This window comes from Providencia alcalifaciens DSM 30120 (assembly GCF_000173415.1).
In the GTDB taxonomy this organism is placed as follows: Bacteria; Pseudomonadota; Gammaproteobacteria; order Enterobacterales; family Enterobacteriaceae; genus Providencia; species Providencia alcalifaciens.
The window spans coordinates 94,198-117,473 of the sequence record NZ_ABXW01000047.1 but is presented as its reverse complement, the minus strand read 5'-3'; the positions used below and the strand labels follow the sequence as shown (position 1 = coordinate 117,473).

Sequence of the window (23,276 nt, the reverse complement as noted above, 5' to 3'; positions counted from 1 at the left end):
TTAGTACCGCATGTTCAAAAAGCACGCATAAATCTGGAGAGAAAACGACGTCCTTGAGACTCATTTCCTCTTTGGCTTCTATGATAAATGCGGGATTTTCAAATATTCTTCACTTTGCATTTCTTGCAAGCGAGAAAGGCAGCGCTGATATTCAAACGCCAAAAGTTGCCCTTGATAAAGTGAATCCATCGACACCTGTGCATTGATCATCAATTTTACCTTACGTTCATAGAACTCATCAATAAGCGCGAGAAAACGTCTGGCTGGGTTTTCGTCTTTCAGCCCCATCACGGGCACATCGTAAAGAAGCACTGTGTGATAACAATTTGAGAGGTAAATATAATCATTTTGGCTGCGAGGCTCTTCACACAATACTTTGAAGCTAATCGCTAATACACCTTCCGCGGAGCGAATTGCCTGCATTTTCCGATGGTTAACTTCCAATACTGGACTTTGCTGCCCTTCTTTGCCAGCGAGTTTCACAAATACTTCATCTAGATGATGGCGATTTTGCTCATTAATCGGTGATAAAAATAGGTGAGCTTGTGTCAGTGTTCTCAAGCGGTAGTCAATACCCGCATCCACATTCATCACATCGCAATAGGTTTTAATTTGTTCTATTGCGGGTAAGAATCGAGCACGTTGTAACCCGTTGCGGTAAAGATTGTCAGGGATGATGTTGGAGGTGGCAACTAACGTAATTCCGCGAGCAAACAGTCCTTCTAATAAGGTTCCTAGAATCATCGCATCAGTAATATCTGAAACAAAAAACTCATCGAAACACAAAACATCCGTCTGTTTTTTGAATTCATCAGCGATGATATCCAGTGGATTTTCTTGTCCTTGCAGTGACATTAAATCTTCCTGTACTTTCTTCATAAAACGGTGAAAGTGCAGACGCAGTTTTCGCTCACCCGGTAGGCTATCGTAAAACATATCCATCAACCACGTTTTACCTCGCCCAACGCCCCCCCACATATATAGACCTTGAACAGGGCGGCAATTTTTTACTGCTGGTTTATTGCCCAATAAGCGTCCAAAGCGTTGTTTAAGTCCGGTCGGTTTTTCATTTGGGAAGCAAGGTGTCGCGCTGCAAAGTTGCTGATAAATCTTATCTAATCGCTCTACGGCTTGTTTTTGTACGTCATCAGGCTGGTAATTGCCTTGCTCTAGAGCTTGTTGGTAACGCATAGTAGGGGGCATCGGCGACATCAACTGAGTAATCCTTAAAATTTTCGGTTTTTTTTACCGTTATATGATATACACTGCCTTTATTATAACCAGATTCTGTTAGCATTTAACTTTCGATTAACTATTCAACATAGAGTAAGGAATTTCGCTTTATTATTCCACTCTTTAGCATTAACAGACGTGCTATTAACAGGTATAGTTAGGGTAATCGAGCTAAATTTTGGCAACCATTTTCTGTGAATTTTGATTGAAGTAAACGAAGGAGTTAGCATGACTTGGGAGTATGCACTAATAGGATTAGTTGTTGGCTTTATCATCGGCGCATTGGTTGTGCGTTATGGCAATCCAAAACTTCGTCAACAAAAAACGGCACAAGCTGAATTAGATAAAAAAAGCACTGAGCTAGAAGAGTATCGTAAAGAACTCGTTAGCCATTTTGCTCGCAGCGCAGAGTTATTAGATAAAATGGCACGCGATTATCGCCAACTGTACCAACATATGGCACAAAGCTCTTCTGAGTTAATGCCTGATATGCAAGATAATCCATTCCATTATCGTTTGACTGAGTCTGAAGCTGATAATGACCAAGCTCCGGTTAAAATGCCACCGAGAGATTACTCCGAGGGTGCTTCAGGATTATTCCGCCCTCTCGAAGAAAAAGAAAAATAATTCGTTGATTCTGCCACCAGTAGCATCCGTTACTGGTGGTGTTATTCATCCTACCAAAACATTCTAATTCCGAATAAAATCTTAGAGTTAGTTTAGCTACTGTATAGAAGTGAATACTTCATCTCAACATCATGTAAATGGATGTAAAATTGTGGATAAGTACTATCCGCATCGGGAACTTTTCCGCATAATCCATGGTCATAGTCATCAGTAAATCATTATTTGAGACCAACAAATACCTCAGCTCATGTGTCCTTAATGCTCCATTGATAAGTCCATCCACATGAGTTGATATTTTCTATTGAGAGAATCTACGGAATGATGAAAAGAAAAAATTTCTTTCTGACAGCAGTTGCAATGAGTTTAGGTTTAACACTATCCACGATCCCTACAATTAGTAGCGCCGCACTACCCGCGACATTACCGGTGACAGCGCAAAGCCAAAACATGCCAAGCTTAGCGCCAATGCTAGAAAAAGTGCTGCCTGCGGTCGTGAATATCCATGTTTCAGGCACTCGAGTACAAAATCAACAAATTCCAGAAGAACTGAAATTCTTCTTTGGTCCTAATACGCCATCACAGCAACAAAGCGTGCGCCCTTTTGAGGGCTTAGGTTCTGGTGTCATCATTGATGCGACACAAGGTTATGTTTTAACCAACAATCACGTTATTGATGGCGCGGATAAAATCCAAATTCAGCTGAATGATGGTCGTGAAATTGACGTCAAGCTGATTGGTAAAGATCCACAAACTGACATTGCGTTATTAAAAATCAGCAATACTAAAGATATTAAGAACTTAACTGCGGTTTCTATTGCTGACTCAGACAAACTGCGCGTTGGTGATTTTGCGGTCGCTGTTGGTAACCCATTCGGTTTAGGACAAACAGCGACATCGGGAATTATCTCTGCGCTTGGTCGTAGTGGATTAAATCTGGAAGGATTAGAGAACTTTATCCAAACAGATGCGTCCATCAACCGTGGTAACTCAGGTGGCGCCCTGGTTAACTTAAATGGTGAGCTAATCGGGATTAACACCGCGATTTTAGCGCCGGGTGGCGGAAATATCGGTATCGGATTTGCTATCCCAAGTAATATGGCGAAAAGCCTGAGTGAACAGCTAATCAAACACGGTGAAGTTAAGCGCGGTATCTTAGGAATTAAAGGCACAGAGATGAACTCTGACATTGCCAAAGCCTTTAACATTGATGCACAACGTGGCGCCTTTGTCAGTGAAGTCATTCCAAAATCTTCAGCAGCAAAAGCGGGCATCAAATCCGGTGACGTTTTAGTCTCTGTTGATGGTAAACGTATTAATAGTTTCGCTGAATTAAGAGCCAAAATTGGGACTAGCCAATTAGGCAAAGAAATCACTCTTGGTCTTATCCGTTCAGGTAAGCCAATGGAAGTGAAAGTCGTTTTAGAAAGTGATGAGGGTTCTGCCACTAACGCTGAAAAACTGACTGAATCTTTGTTAGGTGCAACTATCTCTAATGCGGTTGTGAGCAACACGAAAGGGGTTCAAGTAGACAGCGTCGCGCCTAAATCTCCTGCTGCGGCAGTCGGTTTAGCGAAAGGTGACTTGATCTTTGGCGTGAACGATACACGCGTTGAAAGTATCGATCAGTTCCGTAAAATTATCGAGAGCAAGCCACCAGTATTGGCAATGAAAGTCCTTCGTGGCGGTGAAACACTCTACTTATTAATGAAAAACTAATTCATTAATTCAGCATAGATCAATCAATAAAACAGGTACAGTATCACTCTGCTGTACCTGTTTTTTTATGGTATGCTCAAAACATCTTTCTGTCTGTCATATCCATCATAGCGAACTTGGTAACCTTTAATATGGTCAAAAAGCTGCTTGTGTCTGTCCTGCTAGGATTGGTCACTGCCTCAATTATTATTGTGGCTGTCCCCTCGTTGCGCCCTCAGGGACTTGCTGACTTACTGTATGGAAAAACCAATAGTGAACCTGTGAGCTATAACAAAGCTGTACGCCGTGCTGCCCCCGCCGTCGTCTATGTTTACAGTAGTTCCAAAGGCAGTTTCTCGCAGTCAGGTCGTGAGCTCCAATCCCTCGGTTCTGGTGTAATCTTAAGCGCCAACGGCTACATTCTCACGAATAAACATGTGGTGGATAATCCAGACCAAATTCTTGTGGCTTTACAAGATGGTGCGATTTTCGACGCACTGTTAGTGGGCTCAGATCCGCTGACTGATCTTGCCGTTTTAAAAATCGATGCTGAAAATCTCCCCGTGATCCCAATTAATACAAAACGCGTGACTCATGTTGGAGACGTTGTTCTGGCTATTGGAAATCCCTATAACCTCGGGCAAACCGTCACTCAAGGAATTATTAGCGCCACAGGACGCGTAGGACTAAGTTCGACACGACGCCAAAATTTCCTCCAGACCGATGCCTCAATTAACTCCGGTAACTCTGGTGGTGCGCTGATTAATACAGAAGGTGAACTGGTTGGCATTAACACACTTTCGTTCAGTGCGGGCCAAGGCGTCAGCTCCGAAGGACTCAGCTTTGCAATTCCAACCCCTCTTGCAACCAAAATTATGGAAAAACTCATCCGTGATGGTCGAGTTGTTCGTGGTTACATTGGTATTACCGCTCGTGAATTACCTCAGATTCGCACAAACAATAATAATATCAATCAAATGCAAGGATTACGGATTTTCCAAGTATCACCTAATGGACCTGCTGCAAAATCAGGCATTGAGCAAGGGGATATTGTGTTGTCCTTAGATGGCAAGCCCGCTATCTCCGCGGCTGAGACGATGGACTATGTCGCTGAAATTCGCCCTGGAACTAAAATTCCGGTGCAAATTTTACGTGATGGGGACGTGAAAAATATGGATGTAGTTATTGAAGAGCTTCCTGAAGGGCAAGCTAACTAAGTCCAATCATTACCCAATAAAAAAGGTTGCCCAAGCTAAGAGCAACCTTCTTACTTCTACGATAGGATTAACCCAATCTGAAATTACTCGTCAGATTTCACGCGTTGAATATTCGCCCCTAGCGCATTTAATTTTGCTTCAATATTTTCATATCCACGGTCGATATGATAAATACGGTCAACGGTTGTTGTCCCTTCCGCGATACAGCCAGCAATGACTAAGCTTGCTGAAGCACGTAAGTCCGTCGCCATAACTTGTGCGCCAGTCAGTTTTTCAACGCCGTGACATAATACTGTATTACTTTCGATATCCGCGTGAGCACCCATACGAATTAACTCAGGGATATGCATAAAACGGTTTTCGAAAATCGTTTCGGTGATCATGCCTGCACCTTCAGCGACTAAGTTCAATAGGCTAAACTGAGCTTGCATATCGGTTGGGAAGCCAGGATGTGGTGCCGTACGCAGTGTAACCGCTTTTGGACGCTTACCATGCATATCTAAGCTGATCCAATCTTCACCAGTTTGAATATCGGCACCCGATTCTCGTAATTTTGCTAATACCGCATCTAAGGTATCAGGGCAGGCATCACGACAAACCACTTTACCGCGAGAAACTGCCGCAGCAATTAAGAAAGTCCCTGTTTCAATACGGTCAGGCAGAACACGATAAACACCACCACCTAAACGAGCCACACCGTCAATGACAATACGGTCAGTTCCTGCACCGGTGATTTTCGCACCTAACGCATTCAGGAAATTAGCGGTATCTTCAATTTCAGGCTCACGTGCTGCGTTTTCAATAGACGTTGTACCTTCCGCTAATGCAGCGGCTGTCATGATACTGATAGTGGCACCGACGCTCACTTTATCCATCACGATATCAGCGCCTTTCAGACGACCATTTACTGTCGCCTTAACATAACCATCTTCCAGAACAATATTAGCGCCGAGTTTTTCTAAGCCGCTGATGTGTAAATCCACAGGACGAGCACCGATTGCACAACCGCCCGGAAGAGAAACTTCACCGTGACCAAAACGAGCAACCAAAGGCGCTAACGCCCAAATCGATGCGCGCATGGTTTTCACCAGTTCATACGGTGCACAATATTCAGTCACATTGCTAGCATCAACAAAAATCGAACCATTACGTTCGATTTTGACGCCAAGTTGGCTAAGTAACTTAATGGTTGTGTCGATATCTTTCAGCTTAGGGACATTCTGTAATTCAACTGGCTCTTCAGCCAATAAAGCAGCGAACAGGATTGGCAGTGCAGCGTTTTTAGCGCCTGAAATAGAGACTTCCCCTTCTAAGCGGGTAGGTCCTTTAACTAAAAATTTATCCATTCTGGTATTCTCGTGTGTCAGATTTTTACAAACTGTTCGCTTACATTTTCAAACTTATAGACCGCTCAGCTTACGGTCACGCTCCCACTGCGCTGGGGTATAAGCTTTAATTGAAAGCGCATGAATTCTGTTGTCCGCAATATATTCCATTAACGGCGCATACACTGCTTGTTGCTGTTTAACACGGCTCATGCCGTCAAAAAGGCTGCCAACAGCGATAACTTGAAAATGACTGCCATCGCCATTCACTATCACTTCTTCCAGTGACAGCTTTTCCATTAAGACTTGTTTAATTTCGTTGGTATCCATAATGACTCAATTTTGTGATTAATTATGATAATAAATATAGCCATCTATCCTAAAGGATTCAGCTTAACACTTAAACTAAAGAAAACGCTTCTGATGCATAAAAACACTCAGAAGCGCTATTTTTTACATAACTTGACTTAATCCATCAGTAGGGGCTTCACCCCGTATAATTCCATCAAGGTATTGAGATTATCGCTCACGCCAAGAATGCTGAGATGGCGCTGTTGAGACTGATATTCCCCTTTTAGACGCACCAGCATGGCAAGTCCAGTAGAATCCACATGGGTTAACGCAGAGACATCAATTCGCTCAATTTGAGATAACAGCGTTTGGCGCTTATCCCAAAATTCGACCAGTGAATCTCTGTCCAAAACACCGGAAAGTGCCAGCATGACACTATTTTGCGTCCAAGATAACTGGCTTCTCATGCTAGTTGCTCTCTTCTAACGTAATCGGTACCTGAGCACTACGTTGTAATTGAGCCGTCAATCCATCAATACCTTGTTTGCGTAAAATGTCGCCCCACTCGTTTTGTTTAGTGGTGATCATGCTGACACCCTCAGCAATCATGTCATACGCCTGCCAGTAACCGGTTTTGCTATTTTTACGCCATTGGAAATCTAAACGTACCGGAGGGCGACCGTTGGTATCATTGATGGTGACGCGGATAGCCACAATATTTTTATCACCAATGGGTTGTTCAGGAGCAATAGTGTACGTTTGACCGTGATACATCGCCAGCGCTTGACCGTAAACTTGCTCAAGATAGGACTCAAACGCTTTAAAATAGGCATCACGTTGGGCAGGGGTCGCGTCTTTATAATATGTCCCTAACACCAATGCGCCAGCATATTTGATTTGCACATATGGCAATAATTCTTCACGCACGATAGTCCGTAAGTAATCTGGGTTTTGCTTGATTTGAGGCTGTTCCGCTTTTAAGCGATCAAATGTTTTCGCTGCGGCTTCTTCCATAAGCTTATACGGGTTAGTTTGGTCAATCGCCATCGCAAATGGTGCAACCACTAACATAGCTATCATTATGAGACGTTTAAACATAATTCATTCCTTTCAAATTCACAGGGAATAACAACTTAGTGAGCAGCGGGCTCCGCAGGTGCCGCAACATGTTGTGCTGGGGCTGATGCGGGTGCTGTAGCTGGTGCTTCTGGTGCAGACCCACCTTGGCTGTCGCCACTCTTATACAAAAATTGACCAATTAAATCTTCCAGTACCATCGCCGGTTTCGTATCTTCCAAACGACCGCCTTCTTTTAACATTGAGATCCCCATATCTTCATCATAAGGACCAATATTCATCGCAATGTACTGTTCACCCAGCAGACCAGAAGTACGGATTGAAAGCGAGCTAGAATCAGGAATATTGTCATATTCGCTGAGTAAATCGATTTGAACGTCCGGAACATAACTCTTTTTATCTAAAGAAATCCCCGCCACACGCCCTACAACAACACCACCGACTTTGATTGGAGAGCCGACTTTTAAGCCACCCACATTTTCGAAAGAGGCAGAAACTCGGTAAGTTGACTGACTACCAATCGATTGTAAATCGGCGACTTTTAAGCAGAGAAACACAATTGCGGCAATCGCCAGCAACATAAAACAACCTACCCATATTTCACTTTTTTTACTTTGCATGACTTAGTTCCCAAACATCAGTGCTGTCAGTACGAAATCCAACCCTAGAACCGATAATGATGCATGCACAACAGTTTTCGTTGTTGCGCGGCTAATTCCTTCCGAGGTTGGAATGGCATCATAACCATTAAATAGTGCAATCCACGTTACCGTGATCGCGAAGACTACACTTTTGATAAAGCAGTTGACTAAATCTAATCGCCACTCCACAGATGATTGCATGGATGACCAGAAGAAACCGGGGTCAATTCCTTTCCAATCAACGCCAACAATCGCACCACCGATAATTCCAACAGCAACAAAAATCAGTGATAACAGTGGCATACTAATAAACCCAGCCCAAAATCGAGGGGCAACCACGCGACGCAGAGGATCGACAGCCATCATCTCTAAGCTGGAAATTTGCTCCGTGGCTTTCATCAAACCAATTTCGGCTGTTAATGCGGATCCCGCTCGCCCTGCAAACAGCAATGCCGTAACGACAGGACCTAACTCGCGCAATAATGAGAGCGCCACCATCATGCCAAGACTCGCTTCCGCACTGAACGTCGTCAGTACCAAATAACCTTGTAGACCTAACACCATGCCGATAAACAGACCGGATACGGCGACAATCAGCAAGGATTGAACCCCAACTGAATAAAGCTGTTTCACTAATAACGGCCACTGTTTACCAAATTCAGGTTTGCCAAATAGTGCGCCAAATAATAAATAGCCTGCTCGACCAAAAGCCGCAAATGTTTCAATCCATCGACGTCCGAAGGCAGCAATCGCCTTAATTATCATGTTCATTTACCCTAATAAATCAGCCGAATAGTCATTGGCAGGAAAGCGGAATGGCACCGGACCATCAGCAATACCATCCATAAACTGTCTAACACGAGGGTCTTGGTTTTCACGTAACTCTTCCCCTGTTCCTTTCGCAATAACATGTTGCTGCGCCACAATATAGGCTTTATCGGCAATACTCAGCACTTCTGGAACATCATGGGAAACCACCACACAGGTAACCCCAAGTGCTTGGTTAAGTTCGTCAATCAATTTGACCAAAACGCCCATTGTAATGGGATCTTGCCCCACAAATGGCTCATCAAACATAATCAAATCAGGATCCAGTGCGATCGCACGTGCAAGTGCTGCACGACGTGCCATTCCCCCAGAAAGCTCTGAAGGCATTAATTTTGCCGCACCGCGTAATCCCACCGCTTCTAATTTCATCATCACAGTTGTATGAATCAACGACTCCGGTAAATTCGTGTGTTCACGTAGAGGGAAAGCCACGTTATTAAAAACGTCCATATCAGTAAACAAGGCACCTGATTGGAATAACATGCTCATTTTTTTACGTGATTGATATAACTTAGAACGAGACAGTGCAGGAATATTATCCCCATCAAACCAGATTTCCCCTTCCTCTGGGCGCAGTTGTCCGCCAATCAGTCTAAGTAATGTTGTTTTACCAATCCCTGAAGGTCCCATAATCGCAGTAATTTTACCACGAGGCACAGTTAGGTTAATATTTTCAAATATTTTCCTATTTCCTCGCGTAAATGACATGTTTTTGACTTCGATTAAGTTCTCTGTCTGTGCTTGCATCGTTTAATCGCTCGTTATAGGTCAAACTATGATTCTGCCCCAAATAAGTCAGGGTTTTACAGAAACATAAACCAAATAGTATTAACTAATATTTTACCTAATTAATAGAAGATAGCTCTTAGAAATTTATATATCCAACCATAAGGGTAAGAGAATTAAAAAAATTTTTTTTGGGCATCGGTGCGGTTGAACGGTAAAACACTCTTTTGAGCTCAAATCGCTAACAAATCCCCATAACCATGACATTCATAAAAGCTTAGGTACAAAATACTTACCGATACTAAGTATTCGTTATACAATCCGATTTCGCTTTTTTGATCTAACCGAAACTTTGGATCCAACCGACACTTTTGATTCACCCGAAAACATCCATGGAATTAGACATGTCAAACATCGATTTTCAGAAAGTAGGTAAAGAAGTTCTCCATATCGAACGTGAAGGTCTGAAAAACCTAGAACAATATATCAATCATGACTTTGACCGCGCTTGCCAGCAAATTTTTACTTGCCAAGGCAAGGTTGTCGTTATGGGAATGGGAAAATCAGGGCATATAGGACGAAAAATTGCGGCCACGCTTGCTAGCACAGGAACGCCTTCATTTTTCGTGCATCCTGGAGAAGCCAGTCATGGCGATTTAGGGATGATCACCAATAAAGACATCGTATTAGCGATTTCAAACTCTGGCGAGTCAGGGGAAATTTTAGCCCTGTTACCCGTCTTAAAACGCATAAAAGTCCCGCTGATCTGCATGACTAATAATCCTGACAGTAATATGGGCAAATATGCAGATGTTCATTTATGTATCAAAGTCCCGCAAGAAGCGTGCCCATTGGGATTAGCACCGACAACAAGCACGACAGCAACCTTGGTCATGGGAGACGCTTTAGCCATTGCGTTACTCACCGCTCGCGGCTTTACCGCTGATGATTTCGCGCTATCGCATCCTGGTGGCGCACTTGGACGCAAACTTTTACTCTTAGTTCGTGATTTAATGAGTACAGGTGACGACGTTCCCCATATCCCGAAAAGTGCCTCTTTACGTGAAGCTCTCGTCGAAATTACCCGTAAAAAACTGGGTATGACGGTCATTTGTGATGATGATATGAAGATTCAAGGGATCTTTACTGATGGAGATTTACGTCGCATCTTTGATATGGGTATTGATCTGAACAATGCAAAAATCGCTGATTTAATGACGCCAGGCGGTATTCGAGTCGCACCAGGTATGTTAGCGGTTGAAGCACTAAACCTGATGCAATCTCGCCATGTTACCTCGTTATTGGTGGCCGATGGCGATCAATTAGTGGGTGTTCTACATATGCACGACCTACTGCAAGCTGGTGTGGTATAAGTCGAAAAGTATACATAAAGGAAATAGAATGAACCCTAATTATCAGAATACTTGCTATGGGTCTGTCGAGAATTCTGTGATAGAAAAAGCGACGAAAATTAAACTACTGATTTGTGACGTCGACGGTGTGATGTCTGACGGTTTAATTTATATGGGGAATAATGGCGAAGAATTAAAAGCCTTTAATGTCCGTGATGGATATGGCATTCGCTGCTTATTAACCTCCGGTATTGAAGTCGCAATTATCACGGGTCGCAAAGCCAAATTGCTCGAAGATAGAGCCCAGACTTTAGGTATTACATATCTTTACCAAGGACAAAGCGATAAGCTTTTGGCGTATCGCGAACTGTTAGATAAACTACAGCTAACAGAAGAGCAAACAGCTTACATTGGTGATGACCTTATTGATTGGCCTGTCATGGCAAAAGTGGGGTTATCTGTTGCGGTGGCTGATGCACATCCTCTGCTATTACCAAAAGCAGACTATGTAACCCACATTGGTGGCGGGAAAGGCGCAGTACGTGAACTTTGCGACCTGATTCTGTTATCCCAAAATAAACTGGAAGAAGCTAAAGGCTTGTCGATTTAAAGAACAGATATCATTCATGAGCAATGCAAAAAAGTGGTTAATCATTATTTTATCCCTCATTGTACTGGGGCTGATTGGTTGGAACTTTTCGGTTTACGATGACTCCAAACCATTAGCAACCGAAATCAATGATGGCAAACCTAATTATCAAACTGATGATTCGGTAACTTTCGTCTATAATCCAGCAGGCGATTTAGCCTATAAACTTGCTGCAACTAAAGTAGATAATTATACCGATGGAAAAATCACTTGGTTTACCAACCCGGTATTAACAACCTATAACGACGCAGGCACGCCAACTTGGACGGTAAAGTCCATTAAAGCAAGGTTAACCAAAGAGCGAGTGCTCTATCTGTACAGCGATGTTCAAGTGGATAGTTTGACTCCAGAGCCTCAAATTCAGCGCATTACAACAGATAATGCGGTGGTCAATCTAGTCACACAAGATGTCTCATCTGACGATAAAGTAACCATTATCGGACACGGGCTAAATTCTACGGGCTTAAAAATGAAGGGAAACCTTCGTACAAGAACCGCTGAATTAATTGAAGATGTTAAAACTCACTATGAGTTACAACCAAAAGAGCAACAAAATGAATCAAGTAACTAAGAAAAGTTTTATTCAAGGAGCTGTTGCAAGTGCAATTTTGGCTCTTAGCCTACCGGCAATGGCACTGAAAACAGATACCCAACAACCGATGACCATTAACTCGGTGAAGCAATCTCTTGATTTAGAAAAAAATGTCACCACATTTACAGATGACGTTGTGATTAAACAAGGTTCCATTGATATCCGAGCGAACAAAGTTATCGTGACACGTCCAAGCAGCGATTCCGATAAAATTGTCATTGAAGCATTTGGTACCCCCGTCACCTTCTATCAGTTACAGGACGATGGCAAACCAATCAAAGGTCACGCATCCAAAGCGCGTTATGAAGTTGATAAGCAACTGGTCACATTAACGGGTGATGCTTACCTTGAACAGCTCGACAGTAATATCAAAGGCGATAAGATCACCTATGTGGTTCCGACCCAGCAAATGGAAGCATTTAGCGATAAAGGTAAACGCGTGACCACCGTCTTATTACCAGCACAGTTACAAGAGAAAGGCCCAGCCGCACAGGGTTCATCAACTAGTAAGAGTAAATAATTGTTATGGCAACACTAACCGCAGAGAATCTGGCGAAATCCTATAAAAAACGCAGCGTAGTGACTGACGTCAGCCTTGAAGTCAAATCAGGGGAAATTGTTGGTCTCTTAGGTCCCAACGGTGCGGGTAAAACGACCACTTTTTATATGGTAGTCGGCATTGTTCAGCGGGATGCAGGCAAAATTTTAATTGATGGGGAAGATATTAGTCTATTACCTCTGCATGAGCGTGCTCGCCGTGGCATTGGCTATCTTCCTCAAGAGGCGTCTATTTTCCGTCGTTTAAGCGTTTATGACAACCTGATGGCGGTCTTAGAGATTCGTCATGACTTGAATTCAGAGCAGCGTAAAGAACGTGCAGAAGAACTGATGGAAGAGTTCAGTATTACCCATTTGCGCGACAATGTTGGTCAATCACTCTCTGGTGGTGAACGCCGCCGTGTCGAAATTGCACGTGCCCTCGCCGCCAACCCTAAGTTTATTCTGTTAGATGAGCCATTTGCAGGGGTTGACCCGATCTCCGTTTTGGATATCAAAAAGATCATCCAACATCTACGTGACTATGGTCTTGGTGTTTTAATCACCGACCATAACGTACGTGAAACGCTTGATGTTTGTGAACGAGCCTATATCGTTAGCCAAGGACACCTGATTGCACATGGTTCTCCTGAAATGATTCTTGAAAATGAACAAGTTAAACGTGTTTATTTAGGTGAAGGCTTTAGACTGTAGTTTTGTCTTGTTGGTTGTCATGATATTGGTTGTGTTAGTGGTAATGGAGAATAAAGCACATTCATGAAGCAAAGTTTGCAGCTCAGAATCAGTCAACAACTTGCAATGACTCCCCAATTGCAGCAGGCAATCCGCTTGTTGCAATTATCCACCCTTGAGCTTCAACAAGAAATTCAACTCGCACTTGAAACCAATCCGCTACTCGAGCAAGAAGAACAATCTTCGGAACAAGATAGTGTAGATAATCAGAGCAACGAAGCGGACAGCAGCGAAATCGATACCAAAGATGCGCTAGAAAAAGAAGATATGCCTGATGAGCTACCATTGGATGCTGATTGGGATGAAATCTATACCGCGGGAACGCCTTCAGGAACCAGCAACGATTACAGCTTTGATGAGCTTCCAGTATATCAAGGGGAAACTACCCAAACGCTGCAAGACTATCTGATTTGGCAAGCGGATTTGACCCCATTTACCGATACTGATCGTGCAATTGCCACCTCGATTATTGACTCTATTGATGATTCAGGCTATCTCACTAGCCCAATCAGCGAAATCCATGAAGGTATCGATAATCCCGATATTACCTTAGAAGAAGTCATCGCTGTTTTAAAACGTATTCAACATTTTGATCCCTTGGGCGTAGCAGCTCAGGATTTAAAAGAGTGTTTGCTAATCCAGCTCTCTTTGTACCCAAAAGAGACAGCAGGGCTACAAGAAGCTAAACTAATTATTAGTCATCATATTGATTTACTAGCAAATCGCGACTTTCGTCAGTTGAGCAAACTGACACGTTTAAAAGAAGATGCATTAAAAAAGGCAATTGATCTGATTCTCACGCTGAATCCTAAGCCCGGTCAATCCATCAATACCGGTGAATCGGAATATGTTATTCCCGATGTATTGGTGAAAAAAGTCGGTGGGCACTGGCAAGTTGAGTTAAATACAGATAGCATTCCTAAGTTAAGCATTAACAATCATTATGCTTCAATGGCAAATGATTCAGCCAGTGAAAGTGACTCTCAGTATATTCGTAGTCACTTACAAGATGCGAAGTGGCTGATTAAAAGCTTAGAGAGCCGCCATGAAACACTGCTAAAAGTGGCGACCTGTATTGTTGAGCAACAACAAGAATTCTTTGAGTTAGGTGAAGAGTACATGAAACCGATGATTTTGGCAGATATTGCTTATCAGGTGGATATGCACGAATCGACTATCTCTCGTGTGACAACCCAAAAATACCTCCACTGCCCGCGAGGCATTTTTGAATTGAAGTATTTTTTCTCCAGTCACGTCAGTACAGACACCGGAGGAGAAGCCTCTTCCACTGCTATTCGTGCACTGGTGAAGAAGCTGATTGCTGCGGAAAACCCAGCAAAACCATTGAGTGACAGTAAATTGACGAGTATGCTGGCAGAGCAAGGTATACAAGTTGCTCGTCGAACTGTTGCTAAGTATCGTGAGTCATTATCTATTCCGCCATCAAATCAACGTAAACAGTTGGTTTAACCCAATAAGATAAGGAAGATTGTATGGAATTTCAGATTACTGGACACAATATTGAAGTTACACCGGCATTGCGCGAAACGGTTGAGAAAAAACTCAAGAAATTAGAGCAATTGTTTGATCGTATTAACAGTATCCAAGTCGTCCTGAAAGTGGAAAAAGTTCAGCAAATTGCTGAAGCCACCCTGCAACTCAACGGTGCAGAGCTTCACGCATCAGCGGAAGATGACGACATGTACGCGGCACTTGATTTACTCCTTGATAAGCTGTCACGCCAATTAACCAAACATAAAGAAAAACTGAGACAACACTAATACATTTAGCCAGTCCTTGACTGATTAATGTTCTAAACCAGATGGTGGGATACATCATCTGGTTTTGTAGTCCTAAGTGAATAATAAAATGAATAGTGATATAGAAATCCAATTAAGCGATGTTTTATCCGCCAGTTGCACACGTAATAATTTAGTTTGCACCAGCAAGAAAAGAGCATTAGAAATTATTAGTGAGTTAGCGGCCGCCGAGTTGGGATTACCGGAAAATACGGTATTTGAAGCGTTACTAACCAGAGAAAAAGTTGGCACGACAGGTATTGGTGGCGGGATTGCAATCCCCCACGGTAAGCTCAATGAAGGCGAAAGTGCTCGTGCTGCAGGTGTGTTTTTGCATTTGGAAGAGCCAATTGCGTTTGATGCAATTGATAACCAACCTGTTGATCTACTTTTTGCATTACTTGTTCCCTCGGATCAATGTAAAACTCACTTACATACCCTGTCCCTTATCGCTAAAAAGTTAGCCGATAAGTCATTATGTAAGCGTCTTCGCTCAGCACAAAGTGATGAAGAGTTATACAAGATCATCATCGAGTAAGTAATAATGAATATGTGTTGATGCCAGCCTAATGATATTGTTATGATTTCTTATGTTCGGCATCGCGAAACACGGCGAATGACAAAATAATCTGACCAGCTAGAGGATCACCACGAATAAGCCAGAAATGGGTGAACAGTCAGAAATGGGTGATCAGTCAGAAATCGATCATTAAGATATAAATCCTTAAGATATAGAAGGGAGTTAGCTCATGGTGCTGATGATTGTCAGCGGCCGTTCCGGTTCGGGAAAATCCGTTGCCTTACGCGCGCTGGAAGATATGGGTTTCTATTGTGTGGATAACCTGCCGGTAGTTTTACTGCCGGAGTTAGCTAATTCACTCGCCGATCGCAATATTTCTGCGGCTGTAAGCATTGATGTGCGCAACATGCCCGACAATCCAGAAGTATTCGAAGAAGCCATTGATAAATTACCATCAACCTTCTCACCACAACTGCTATTTCTGGATGCAGACCGTAACACTTTAATTCGTCGTTACAGCGATACTCGTAGATTACACCCACTTTCGAGTAAAAATTTATCCCTAGAAAGTGCTATTGATGAAGAAAATGAGCTGCTAGAGCCTCTACGCTCCCGTGCTGACTTAGTGATTGATACCTCTGAGATGTCAGTGCACGAATTAGCGGAAATGCTCAGAACTCGCTTAATGGGCAAACGTGAACGTGAATTGACCATGGTGTTCGAATCCTTTGGTTTCAAACATGGTATTCCTATCGATGCAGACTACGTTTTCGACGTGCGTTTCTTACCAAACCCACACTGGGACCCCAAATTACGTCCTATGACGGGTTTAGATAGACCTGTGGCCGCCTTCTTAGATAGGCACACTGAAGTTCATAACTTTATTTACCAAACTCGTAGCTATTTAGAGTTATGGTTACCGATGTTAGAAACCAATAATCGTAGTTATCTGACTGTCGCCATCGGCTGTACAGGAGGAAAACACCGTTCAGTTTACGTCGCAGAACAACTTGCCGATTACTTCCGCTCTCGTGGAAAAAACGTGCAATCACGCCACAGAACACTGGAAAAACGTAAGTAATGACCGTCAAAGCGACGATCACACTAAAAAACCGCCTTGGTATGCATGCCAGACCAGCGATGCTTCTCTATGATTTAGTTAAACAATTTAACTCTAGAGTTGTTTTAAAAAATGACAGTCAAATTGAGGCTGAGGCGGATAGCGTTATTGCGATGTTGATGTTAGACTCGGAGCAAGGCAGTAAAATTGATATTGAGGTTAGCGGACCCGATGAAGAATCGGCATTATCCGCAATCATTAACCTGTTCGAAAGTGGATTTGACGAAGAGTAGCATAAAAGTAAATCCCGATGGACCAAGTGATATATACGGTTTTACACGCATAGGCACCGAGTTCGTGATCTCGATCTCTTCCCTTTAACGCCTATAGCGCCTAATATTTTATATAATTTATTTTTCTAGCAAACACCCCCTACCTTCTGGGTGGGGGGTGTTTGCTTTGTACGTTCCTATTGGAGTGTGGTATGACAAAGCCAACAATTATTATCAATGATTTAGATGCAGAACGCTTAGATGCACTGATGGAACAGGCTGCCTATGCCGGTACACCTGTTGCCGAAGCACTAAACGACGAATTAGACCGCGCAGACATTGTCTCCCCACAAGAGATCCCTGCGGATGTGGTCACGATGAACAGCACTGTTCGTTTCTTAGATTTGATCAGCAACGAAGAGCGCACACGTACACTGGTATATCCTGCATCCCTAAAAGATAGTGCAGAACAATTATCAGTCATGGCACCGATTGGCGCAGCATTGTTAGGTCTGCACGTTAACGACGAAATTAGCTGGGCATTGCCAAATGGCGTAGAAACCCGCGTTCGTGTGTTAGAGATTGTTTATCAACCTGAAGCGGCTGGCGAGTTTCATCGTTAATAACGATGCTCGATACAAAGAGAAAGACTAGCCGAAAAAAGTTTCAATCAAGAAACTCCCGTTAGTCTTCAGGCGGTATTCAGGCACTCATTTGAGTGCCTTTTTGATACTTAAAACTTATTGCCCTGCAATACTCATTTCAGGGATCAACACCGAACCGCACTGAATATTACTGCGAGTTTCGATATCATCGGCGATAGTAACCATATTCATCCACATATCTTTCAAATTACCCGCAATTGTAATCTCACTGACAGGATATTGAATTTCACCATTTTCTACCCAAAAACCGGATGCCCCACGGGAATAATCGCCCGTAATACCGCTAACCCCCTGCCCCATCAGCTCTGTGACGACTAAGCCCGTTCCCATTTGCTTTAGCAATGCATCGAAAGATAACCCTTGCCCCTCGATGCGCCAGTTATGAATTCCACCAGCATGACCTGTGCTTTGTAGACCTAATTTGCGCGCAGAGTAGCTAGTCATCAGCCACGTTTGTAAAACACCATTTTCCACAATATTACGCTCTGTAGTCCGTACACCCTCACTATCAAATGGCGAGGATGCCAAACCACCCATTAAGTGTGGCTGCTCATTGATGGTTAACCAGTTCGGTAAAATTTGTTTGCCAAGGCTATCCATTAAGAATGATGATTTACGATAAATGCTGCTGCCGCTGATAGCACCGACTAAATGACCAAATAACCCCGTCGCCACTTCTGAGGCAAAAATCACTGGGGCTTTCATGGTTGGTAATTTACGCGGCGATAAGCGAGATAATGTACGACGAGCACACTCTTGCCCTACCCACTCAGGGGATTTCAATGCCTGCATGCTGCGTGCGATGGTATACGCATAATCGCGCTCCATTTCGCCATTTTGCTCGGCGATTACGCAGCTCGACATCGAATAACGGCTAGAACTGTAGCTCTTTAATAGTCCAAGAGAGTTACCAAAGACACGGATACCATAGTGCCCGTTGAAGCTTCCGCCTTCGGTATTCACAATACGAGAATCTGTATTTAAAGCCGTCATTTCTGCAATCGATGCCAATTTAATGGCTTCCTCTGGGGACAGCTCCGTTGCTTGAAACAAGTTCAAATCCGGCGCATCAAACGCCAATAATGATTCTTCTGCAGGTCCTGCGCACGGATCTTCAGACGTGTAATTGGCAATATCAATTGCAGCTTGAACGGTACGTTCAATCGCTTCAGCACTCAAATCCGTCGAAGAGGCACTACCTTTACGTTGTTTATGGTAAACCGTGATCCCTAATGCGCCATCACTGTTAAACTCCACATTCTCAACATCACCTTGGCGCGTACTCACACTAATCCCAGTGCTTTTGTTAACGGCAACTTCAGCGCCATCACAACGGCTTTTGGCGAATTCCAATGCGTGGGCAACGGCTTGTTCTAATTGTTTACGTTGTTCGGCAACTTGTTCAGTAACACTCATGCATTTTATCCAATAAAGAGGGGAAAAGTGATTTTCTACCTAGACTCGTCAATGTCAGGTAGTCATAAGGGGGTTTTCCCAGTTACAATAGACTTAATTCTATAAATGTTAACACTCACAACGCCGTAAATCATGTTAATTACTCGTAATTACACGACGGTGTTTAGTAAAAAGGAAAATCCCTATGGCCAAACAGCCTGAAGATTGGCTGGATGATATCCCAGCGCCCCAAGAAGATGAGGACGATGAGATTATTTGGGTCAGCAAAAGCGAGATTAAACGTGATGCTGAGATCCTCAAAAAACTGGGAGCCGAGCTTGTTGATCTAAGTAAAAGCGAGCTTGAACGCATCCCATTAGATTCCCAATTACTCGATGCGATTGAGCTTGCTCAAAAAATTAAACGCGAGGGTCGTCGTCGTCAATTGCAACTTATCGGCAAATTATTACGTTCCCGTGAAGTTGAGCCGATCACCGAAGCACTTGATAAGCTGAAAAACCGCCATAACCAACAGGTTGTGATCTTACACAAGCTGGAAGATCTGCGTAATCGCTTATTAGCGGATGGTGATGAAGTCATCGAAGAAGTGGTCGCTTTATTCCCGCAAACTGATCGCCAACAACTGCGTGCATTGGTACGTAATGCGAAGAAAGAGCGTGATGGAAATAAACCACCAAAAGCATTCCGTCAGATTTTCCAATATCTGAAAGAGCTTTCTGATAGTCACTAGTGACCTGTTCCCCTTAGCTAGCAATGGCTTAGGGGAGTTTTCTTAAAAAATATCCCCTTATTGCTCGCCATCCAAAATAACACTATCATCATCAACATCATATTTTAACCCGCATTATCGCGGCTGCTGAGCCACGATAAATGAATGAGGCAAATATGGATAACCCCCGAAATAGAGCTTGGCGTCGAGCCAATGGTCGTATTAACAAATCACGCGACCAAAAAATTCACTACAAACACGACGCTATCCCCCTATAACACAAAAAACAGGGTATTTTCTAATACCAAAACTTTAACAGACTCAGTAAAGCAGGCAGTCGCGTAAAACCTTCTCTATCAAGGAAATGCCCTGCATTTTCAACCACCGTAATAGAGGTTTGTAACGATTTAGCCAGCTCGATTGACGTCGCTGAATCAACTGCCCAGTCATTGGAAGAAACAATTGACGCGCGTTTGTCACTCATCCCTATCAGCTTACTATAATCTAATGAAAACTGAGTGTGAGCCGCCAAGTCAGGCATCGTGTCCAAAGTACGATCAAACCCAGACACAAGCACATACCCTCCAATTTTTGCACCTTCTGGGGCATGGTTCTCTAGAAAACGTAATGCAGTGATACACCCTAAACTGTGTCCGACTAAGATAGTGTTTTCATCAAACTGGATGTTCGCATCGAGTAAACATTGCTCCCATTTTTGCGGATCCGGTGAATCGGACTCCGGCATGGCGGGAATATCAACGGTTGCTCCTAGAGCTTCCAATTCATCCTTTAACCAATTAAACCAATGATTATCCGGAGATGCGGTATAACCATGAATCACAATAACTTTTTTACCTTCCACTTAATCACCCTCAATATAAATAACCGTCAAAAAATGGCTCAACGTAGAACCATTCGCCAAATTTAGCATGTGGTTCGGGATGCATCATTCTCATTATTAGTGATGTCTATGAGAAAAATAAATGCTTCATCAAGCTCAGTTTCAGCTTCATTCATTAAATCAATGATCGCTGAGAATTGCGTACGCTGAGGAAGTTTAAGGTGACTAAAAACCAGAGTAACGGGTAACTCAATTTCGCCCGTAATCACATCCCATAAAGCATCGAGATTGTGACCAAACCATTTCGGAAGCGAGAACTGTTGCTGAAATTGCTGATAAAATGCCTCAAGGCTATCTATTTCACGAAAATCAAAAACGACGGTCTTGTTCATCGCTGTCCCCTATTATTTAACTTGCTGGAACGTTTTATAGTGATCCGTGCTCACGAAAATCATCCCATCAGAGGAATAGAGCAAACGGTCTGCGCCACGATGCCCACAACGGTAATTGATGTCCGCTTCAAACCATTGACGCCCTTCTGCAATCGGTAACCCTTTTTCACGGTTGGAAAAACGATCGCCGCCAATCGCTCTACCGGGTAATACTTCACATAGATTACCTTTTTTAGCATCCCACCCGGCTTCTCTTGCCTGTTTTTTGGTCATATAAAATGCGGGGAGTTTCTGGTATTTCTCCATAAAACTCACCACATTATTTTGAGCCGTTAATTGGTCAATGGTTTTTGGTGTTTCCTGTGGCGTTATCGCTTCTCGAGAAGGTGGAATTGATTGTGTTGTTGGTGGTGTTGAAGGGATAGAAGGCTCAGTCGCAGTCTGCTCACCGCCTTTAAAATAGAGGCTAATTGCAATCAAAATCGCCATTAACACCAAAGAAATAATACGTTTGTTCATAACGCCTCAATTATTTTTGCTGTGTTGATAAACAATCGCCCCAGTCACATCCGTAACTAGGGCGAATAAAAAAAGACTCTCTTGCGTGTGATTACGCGGTGCCACCCACGGTCATTTTATCGAGTTTCAGCGTCGGTTGACCAACACCTACTGGCACGCTTTGCCCTTCTTTACCACAAACGCCCACACCTTTATCCAGTGCAAGGTCATTACCTACCATGGAAATTTGCTGCATCGCCTCTACTCCAGAGCCAATCAAGGTGGCCCCTTTTACTGGAGATGTAATTTTACCATTTTCAATTAAGTAAGCTTCTGAGGTTGAAAAGACAAATTTACCTGACGTGATATCCACCTGACCACCACCGAAATTCGGTGCATACAGACCTTTTTCCACACTGGCAATAATCTCTTCTGGTGTAGACTCACCCGCTAACATATAGGTGTTTGTCATACGTGGCATAGGTAAATGCGCGTAAGATTCACGGCGCGCATTACCGGTTGGCGCCACGCCCATCAAACGGGCATTATGTTTATCTTGAATATAATTACGCAAGATTCCGTTCTCAATGAGCACATTGTATTGACCCGGAACACCTTCATCATCAATCGCCAATGAGCCTCGACGTCCAGCAATCGTCCCATCATCCACCACGGTACATAGTGAAGAGGCAACTTGCTCGCCCATTTTTCCAGAGAAAACAGAGGTTCCACGACGGTTAAAGTCGCCTTCTAGACCATGACCTACCGCTTCATGAAGTAGAACGCCAGGCCAGCCAGCGCCTAACACCACAGGCATCATACCCGCTGGCGCTGCAATCGCAGATAAATTAACCAATGCCATGCGCACCGCTTCACGAGCATATTGTTCCGCGAGCACTTGCCCTTGATGAATTTCAAGGAAATATTCATAGCCGTAACGACCACCGCCACCGCTTGCTCCGCGCTCACGTTTACCATCATGTTCTACGAGAACACTCACCGAAAGACGCACTAATGGGCGAATATCCGCCGCTAATGTGCCATCAGTGGCAGCGACCAGCACTTGTTCATATACCCCTGTCAGACTCGCATTGACTTCAATCACGCGCGGGTCTTCCGCACGAGCTACTTGGTCAACGCGATGCAGTAATTCAATTTTCTGTTCGCGCGGTAAACTACGCAGAGGGTCCGCGTCTGAATAGAGTTTTTTGTAGTCAACGTTCGTTAAAATTTGTGACTTACCAGAGCCTTGTTCAGTCACGATACTACGGGCAGCGGTCGCACTCTGCGTCAGCGCTAACAGAGAAATTTGGTCTGCGTATGCAAAACCTGTTTTTTCTCCCGTAATTGCACGAACCCCAACTCCTTGGTCAATATTGTAGGAGCCATCTTTAATAATTCGGTCTTCTAAAACCCATGACTCATGGTAGCTAGACTGAAAGAAGAGATCCCCATAATCAACACGGCGCTCAGATAGCAGCCCTAAAATATCATACAGATTATCTTGACTAAGACCGTTGGCAGCCAGCAAATGTTCGCTGACAGAAGCTAAACTCATATT

Annotated in this window: 28 protein-coding genes; 15 read left to right on the top strand and 13 right to left on the bottom strand. The window is 43.5% G+C overall.

The genetic code is table 11. From position 1 onward, the window contains the following. Positions 1 to 78: 78 nt before the first annotated feature. The gene (gene zapE / locus PROVALCAL_RS09950; RefSeq protein ID WP_039861843.1) at positions 79 to 1,212 is read right to left on the bottom strand and encodes a cell division protein ZapE; all 1,134 of its coding nucleotides are present in this window, start codon (positions 1,210 to 1,212) and stop codon (positions 79 to 81) included. A 249-nt stretch (positions 1,213 to 1,461) separates the two neighbouring features. Here zapE and zapG point away from each other — a divergent pair, with 249 nt between their 5' ends. The 3 genes from zapG (at position 1,462) to degS (ending at position 4,772) form a co-directional block, all read left to right on the top strand. Continuing rightward, complete coding sequence (zapG, locus tag PROVALCAL_RS09945; RefSeq protein ID WP_006659109.1) at positions 1,462 to 1,860, top strand: Z-ring associated protein ZapG; 399 nt, start codon at positions 1,462 to 1,464, stop codon at positions 1,858 to 1,860. Between the two features lie 321 nt (positions 1,861 to 2,181). Continuing rightward, complete coding sequence (locus PROVALCAL_RS09940) at positions 2,182 to 3,576, top strand: Do family serine endopeptidase (RefSeq protein WP_006662912.1); 1,395 nt, start codon at positions 2,182 to 2,184, stop codon at positions 3,574 to 3,576. A 131-nt stretch (positions 3,577 to 3,707) separates the two neighbouring features. After that, entirely contained in the window at positions 3,708 to 4,772 is a 1,065-nt protein-coding gene (degS, locus tag PROVALCAL_RS09935) for an outer membrane-stress sensor serine endopeptidase DegS (RefSeq protein ID WP_006659106.1), read from the top strand. Between the two features lie 83 nt (positions 4,773 to 4,855). On the opposite strand, the gene murA is transcribed toward degS, so the two are convergent. The 7 genes from murA to mlaF all read right to left on the bottom strand — a co-directional run bounded on the left by murA (position 4,856) and on the right by mlaF (position 9,681). Then, the gene (gene murA / locus PROVALCAL_RS09930; RefSeq protein ID WP_006659105.1) at positions 4,856 to 6,118 is read right to left on the bottom strand and encodes a UDP-N-acetylglucosamine 1-carboxyvinyltransferase; all 1,263 of its coding nucleotides are present in this window, start codon (positions 6,116 to 6,118) and stop codon (positions 4,856 to 4,858) included. A gap of 54 nt (positions 6,119 to 6,172) precedes the next feature. Further along, positions 6,173 to 6,427 (bottom strand): BolA family iron metabolism protein IbaG, encoded by a 255-nt coding sequence (ibaG, locus tag PROVALCAL_RS09925; RefSeq protein WP_006659104.1) that lies wholly within the window; start codon positions 6,425 to 6,427, stop codon positions 6,173 to 6,175. Positions 6,428 to 6,564: 137 nt separating this feature from the next. Further along, on the bottom strand, positions 6,565 to 6,855 hold the full coding sequence (gene mlaB / locus PROVALCAL_RS09920) for a lipid asymmetry maintenance protein MlaB (RefSeq protein WP_006659103.1): 291 nt from the start codon (positions 6,853 to 6,855) through the stop codon (positions 6,565 to 6,567). A gap of 1 nt (position 6,856) precedes the next feature. Then, positions 6,857 to 7,486, bottom strand: a complete 630-nt coding sequence (gene mlaC / locus PROVALCAL_RS09915; RefSeq protein WP_006659102.1) for a phospholipid-binding protein MlaC — start codon at positions 7,484 to 7,486, stop codon at positions 6,857 to 6,859. Positions 7,487 to 7,521: 35 nt separating this feature from the next. After that, positions 7,522 to 8,085, bottom strand: coding sequence for an outer membrane lipid asymmetry maintenance protein MlaD (gene mlaD, locus PROVALCAL_RS09910; protein WP_006659101.1), 564 nt, complete (start codon positions 8,083 to 8,085; stop codon positions 7,522 to 7,524). 3 nt (positions 8,086 to 8,088) lie between these two features. Then, positions 8,089 to 8,871, bottom strand: a complete 783-nt coding sequence (gene mlaE / locus PROVALCAL_RS09905) for a lipid asymmetry maintenance ABC transporter permease subunit MlaE (RefSeq protein WP_006662908.1) — start codon at positions 8,869 to 8,871, stop codon at positions 8,089 to 8,091. Positions 8,872 to 8,877: 6 nt separating this feature from the next. After that, positions 8,878 to 9,681 carry a phospholipid ABC transporter ATP-binding protein MlaF gene (gene mlaF, locus PROVALCAL_RS09900; RefSeq protein ID WP_006659099.1) on the bottom strand — a complete coding sequence of 268 codons (804 nt, stop codon included), beginning with the start codon at positions 9,679 to 9,681 and terminating at the stop codon, positions 8,878 to 8,880. Positions 9,682 to 10,064: 383 nt separating this feature from the next. On the opposite strand from mlaF, the gene kdsD reads away from it, so the two are divergent. From kdsD to rnk, 11 genes are all read left to right on the top strand, one after another. Next, positions 10,065 to 11,033, top strand: a complete 969-nt coding sequence (gene kdsD, locus PROVALCAL_RS09895) for an arabinose-5-phosphate isomerase KdsD (protein WP_006662907.1) — start codon at positions 10,065 to 10,067, stop codon at positions 11,031 to 11,033. 28 nt (positions 11,034 to 11,061) lie between these two features. Next, positions 11,062 to 11,622, top strand: a complete 561-nt coding sequence (gene kdsC / locus PROVALCAL_RS09890; RefSeq protein ID WP_006662906.1) for a 3-deoxy-manno-octulosonate-8-phosphatase KdsC — start codon at positions 11,062 to 11,064, stop codon at positions 11,620 to 11,622. A 16-nt stretch (positions 11,623 to 11,638) separates the two neighbouring features. Then, the gene (lptC, locus tag PROVALCAL_RS09885) at positions 11,639 to 12,232 is read left to right on the top strand and encodes an LPS export ABC transporter periplasmic protein LptC (RefSeq protein ID WP_006659096.1); all 594 of its coding nucleotides are present in this window, start codon (positions 11,639 to 11,641) and stop codon (positions 12,230 to 12,232) included. After that, positions 12,216 to 12,773 carry a lipopolysaccharide ABC transporter substrate-binding protein LptA gene (lptA, locus tag PROVALCAL_RS09880; protein ID WP_006659095.1) on the top strand — a complete coding sequence of 186 codons (558 nt, stop codon included), beginning with the start codon at positions 12,216 to 12,218 and terminating at the stop codon, positions 12,771 to 12,773. The genes lptC and lptA overlap by 17 nt, the downstream gene beginning before the upstream one ends. A gap of 5 nt (positions 12,774 to 12,778) precedes the next feature. Further along, the gene (gene lptB, locus PROVALCAL_RS09875) at positions 12,779 to 13,504 is read left to right on the top strand and encodes an LPS export ABC transporter ATP-binding protein (protein WP_006659094.1); all 726 of its coding nucleotides are present in this window, start codon (positions 12,779 to 12,781) and stop codon (positions 13,502 to 13,504) included. 63 nt (positions 13,505 to 13,567) lie between these two features. Beyond that, positions 13,568 to 15,013 (top strand): RNA polymerase factor sigma-54, encoded by a 1,446-nt coding sequence (rpoN, locus tag PROVALCAL_RS09870; RefSeq protein WP_006659093.1) that lies wholly within the window; start codon positions 13,568 to 13,570, stop codon positions 15,011 to 15,013. 23 nt (positions 15,014 to 15,036) lie between these two features. After that, the gene (gene hpf / locus PROVALCAL_RS09865) at positions 15,037 to 15,324 is read left to right on the top strand and encodes a ribosome hibernation promoting factor (RefSeq protein ID WP_006659090.1); all 288 of its coding nucleotides are present in this window, start codon (positions 15,037 to 15,039) and stop codon (positions 15,322 to 15,324) included. A gap of 88 nt (positions 15,325 to 15,412) precedes the next feature. Next, positions 15,413 to 15,880, top strand: coding sequence for a PTS IIA-like nitrogen regulatory protein PtsN (gene ptsN / locus PROVALCAL_RS09860; RefSeq protein ID WP_006659089.1), 468 nt, complete (start codon positions 15,413 to 15,415; stop codon positions 15,878 to 15,880). A 211-nt stretch (positions 15,881 to 16,091) separates the two neighbouring features. Next, on the top strand, positions 16,092 to 16,943 hold the full coding sequence (rapZ, locus tag PROVALCAL_RS09855; RefSeq protein ID WP_006659088.1) for an RNase adapter RapZ: 852 nt from the start codon (positions 16,092 to 16,094) through the stop codon (positions 16,941 to 16,943). After that, entirely contained in the window at positions 16,943 to 17,215 is a 273-nt protein-coding gene (gene npr / locus PROVALCAL_RS09850) for a PTS phosphocarrier protein NPr (RefSeq protein WP_006659087.1), read from the top strand. The genes rapZ and npr overlap by 1 nt, the downstream gene beginning before the upstream one ends. Positions 17,216 to 17,406: 191 nt before the next feature. Further along, a complete protein-coding gene (gene rnk, locus PROVALCAL_RS09845; RefSeq protein ID WP_006659086.1) occupies positions 17,407 to 17,817 on the top strand; it encodes a nucleoside diphosphate kinase regulator in 411 nt (136 codons plus the stop codon). A 117-nt stretch (positions 17,818 to 17,934) separates the two neighbouring features. Here rnk and pmbA read toward each other — a convergent pair whose 3' ends face one another. Next, positions 17,935 to 19,275, bottom strand: coding sequence for a metalloprotease PmbA (gene pmbA, locus PROVALCAL_RS09840; protein WP_006659085.1), 1,341 nt, complete (start codon positions 19,273 to 19,275; stop codon positions 17,935 to 17,937). Between the two features lie 184 nt (positions 19,276 to 19,459). On the opposite strand from pmbA, the gene yjgA reads away from it, so the two are divergent. Then, complete coding sequence (gene yjgA / locus PROVALCAL_RS09835) at positions 19,460 to 20,005, top strand: ribosome biogenesis factor YjgA (protein WP_006659084.1); 546 nt, start codon at positions 19,460 to 19,462, stop codon at positions 20,003 to 20,005. 277 nt (positions 20,006 to 20,282) lie between these two features. Here yjgA and PROVALCAL_RS09830 read toward each other — a convergent pair whose 3' ends face one another. The 4 genes from PROVALCAL_RS09830 to tldD all read right to left on the bottom strand — a co-directional run bounded on the left by PROVALCAL_RS09830 (position 20,283) and on the right by tldD (position 23,273). Further along, the gene (locus PROVALCAL_RS09830) at positions 20,283 to 20,846 is read right to left on the bottom strand and encodes an RBBP9/YdeN family alpha/beta hydrolase (RefSeq protein ID WP_006659083.1); all 564 of its coding nucleotides are present in this window, start codon (positions 20,844 to 20,846) and stop codon (positions 20,283 to 20,285) included. Between the two features lie 62 nt (positions 20,847 to 20,908). After that, the gene (locus PROVALCAL_RS09825; RefSeq protein WP_006659082.1) at positions 20,909 to 21,217 is read right to left on the bottom strand and encodes a barstar family protein; all 309 of its coding nucleotides are present in this window, start codon (positions 21,215 to 21,217) and stop codon (positions 20,909 to 20,911) included. A gap of 12 nt (positions 21,218 to 21,229) precedes the next feature. After that, positions 21,230 to 21,736, bottom strand: coding sequence for a ribonuclease domain-containing protein (locus PROVALCAL_RS09820; protein WP_006659081.1), 507 nt, complete (start codon positions 21,734 to 21,736; stop codon positions 21,230 to 21,232). 91 nt (positions 21,737 to 21,827) lie between these two features. Then, a complete protein-coding gene (gene tldD, locus PROVALCAL_RS09815) occupies positions 21,828 to 23,273 on the bottom strand; it encodes a metalloprotease TldD (RefSeq protein WP_006659080.1) in 1,446 nt (481 codons plus the stop codon). Positions 23,274 to 23,276: the final 3 nt, after the last annotated feature.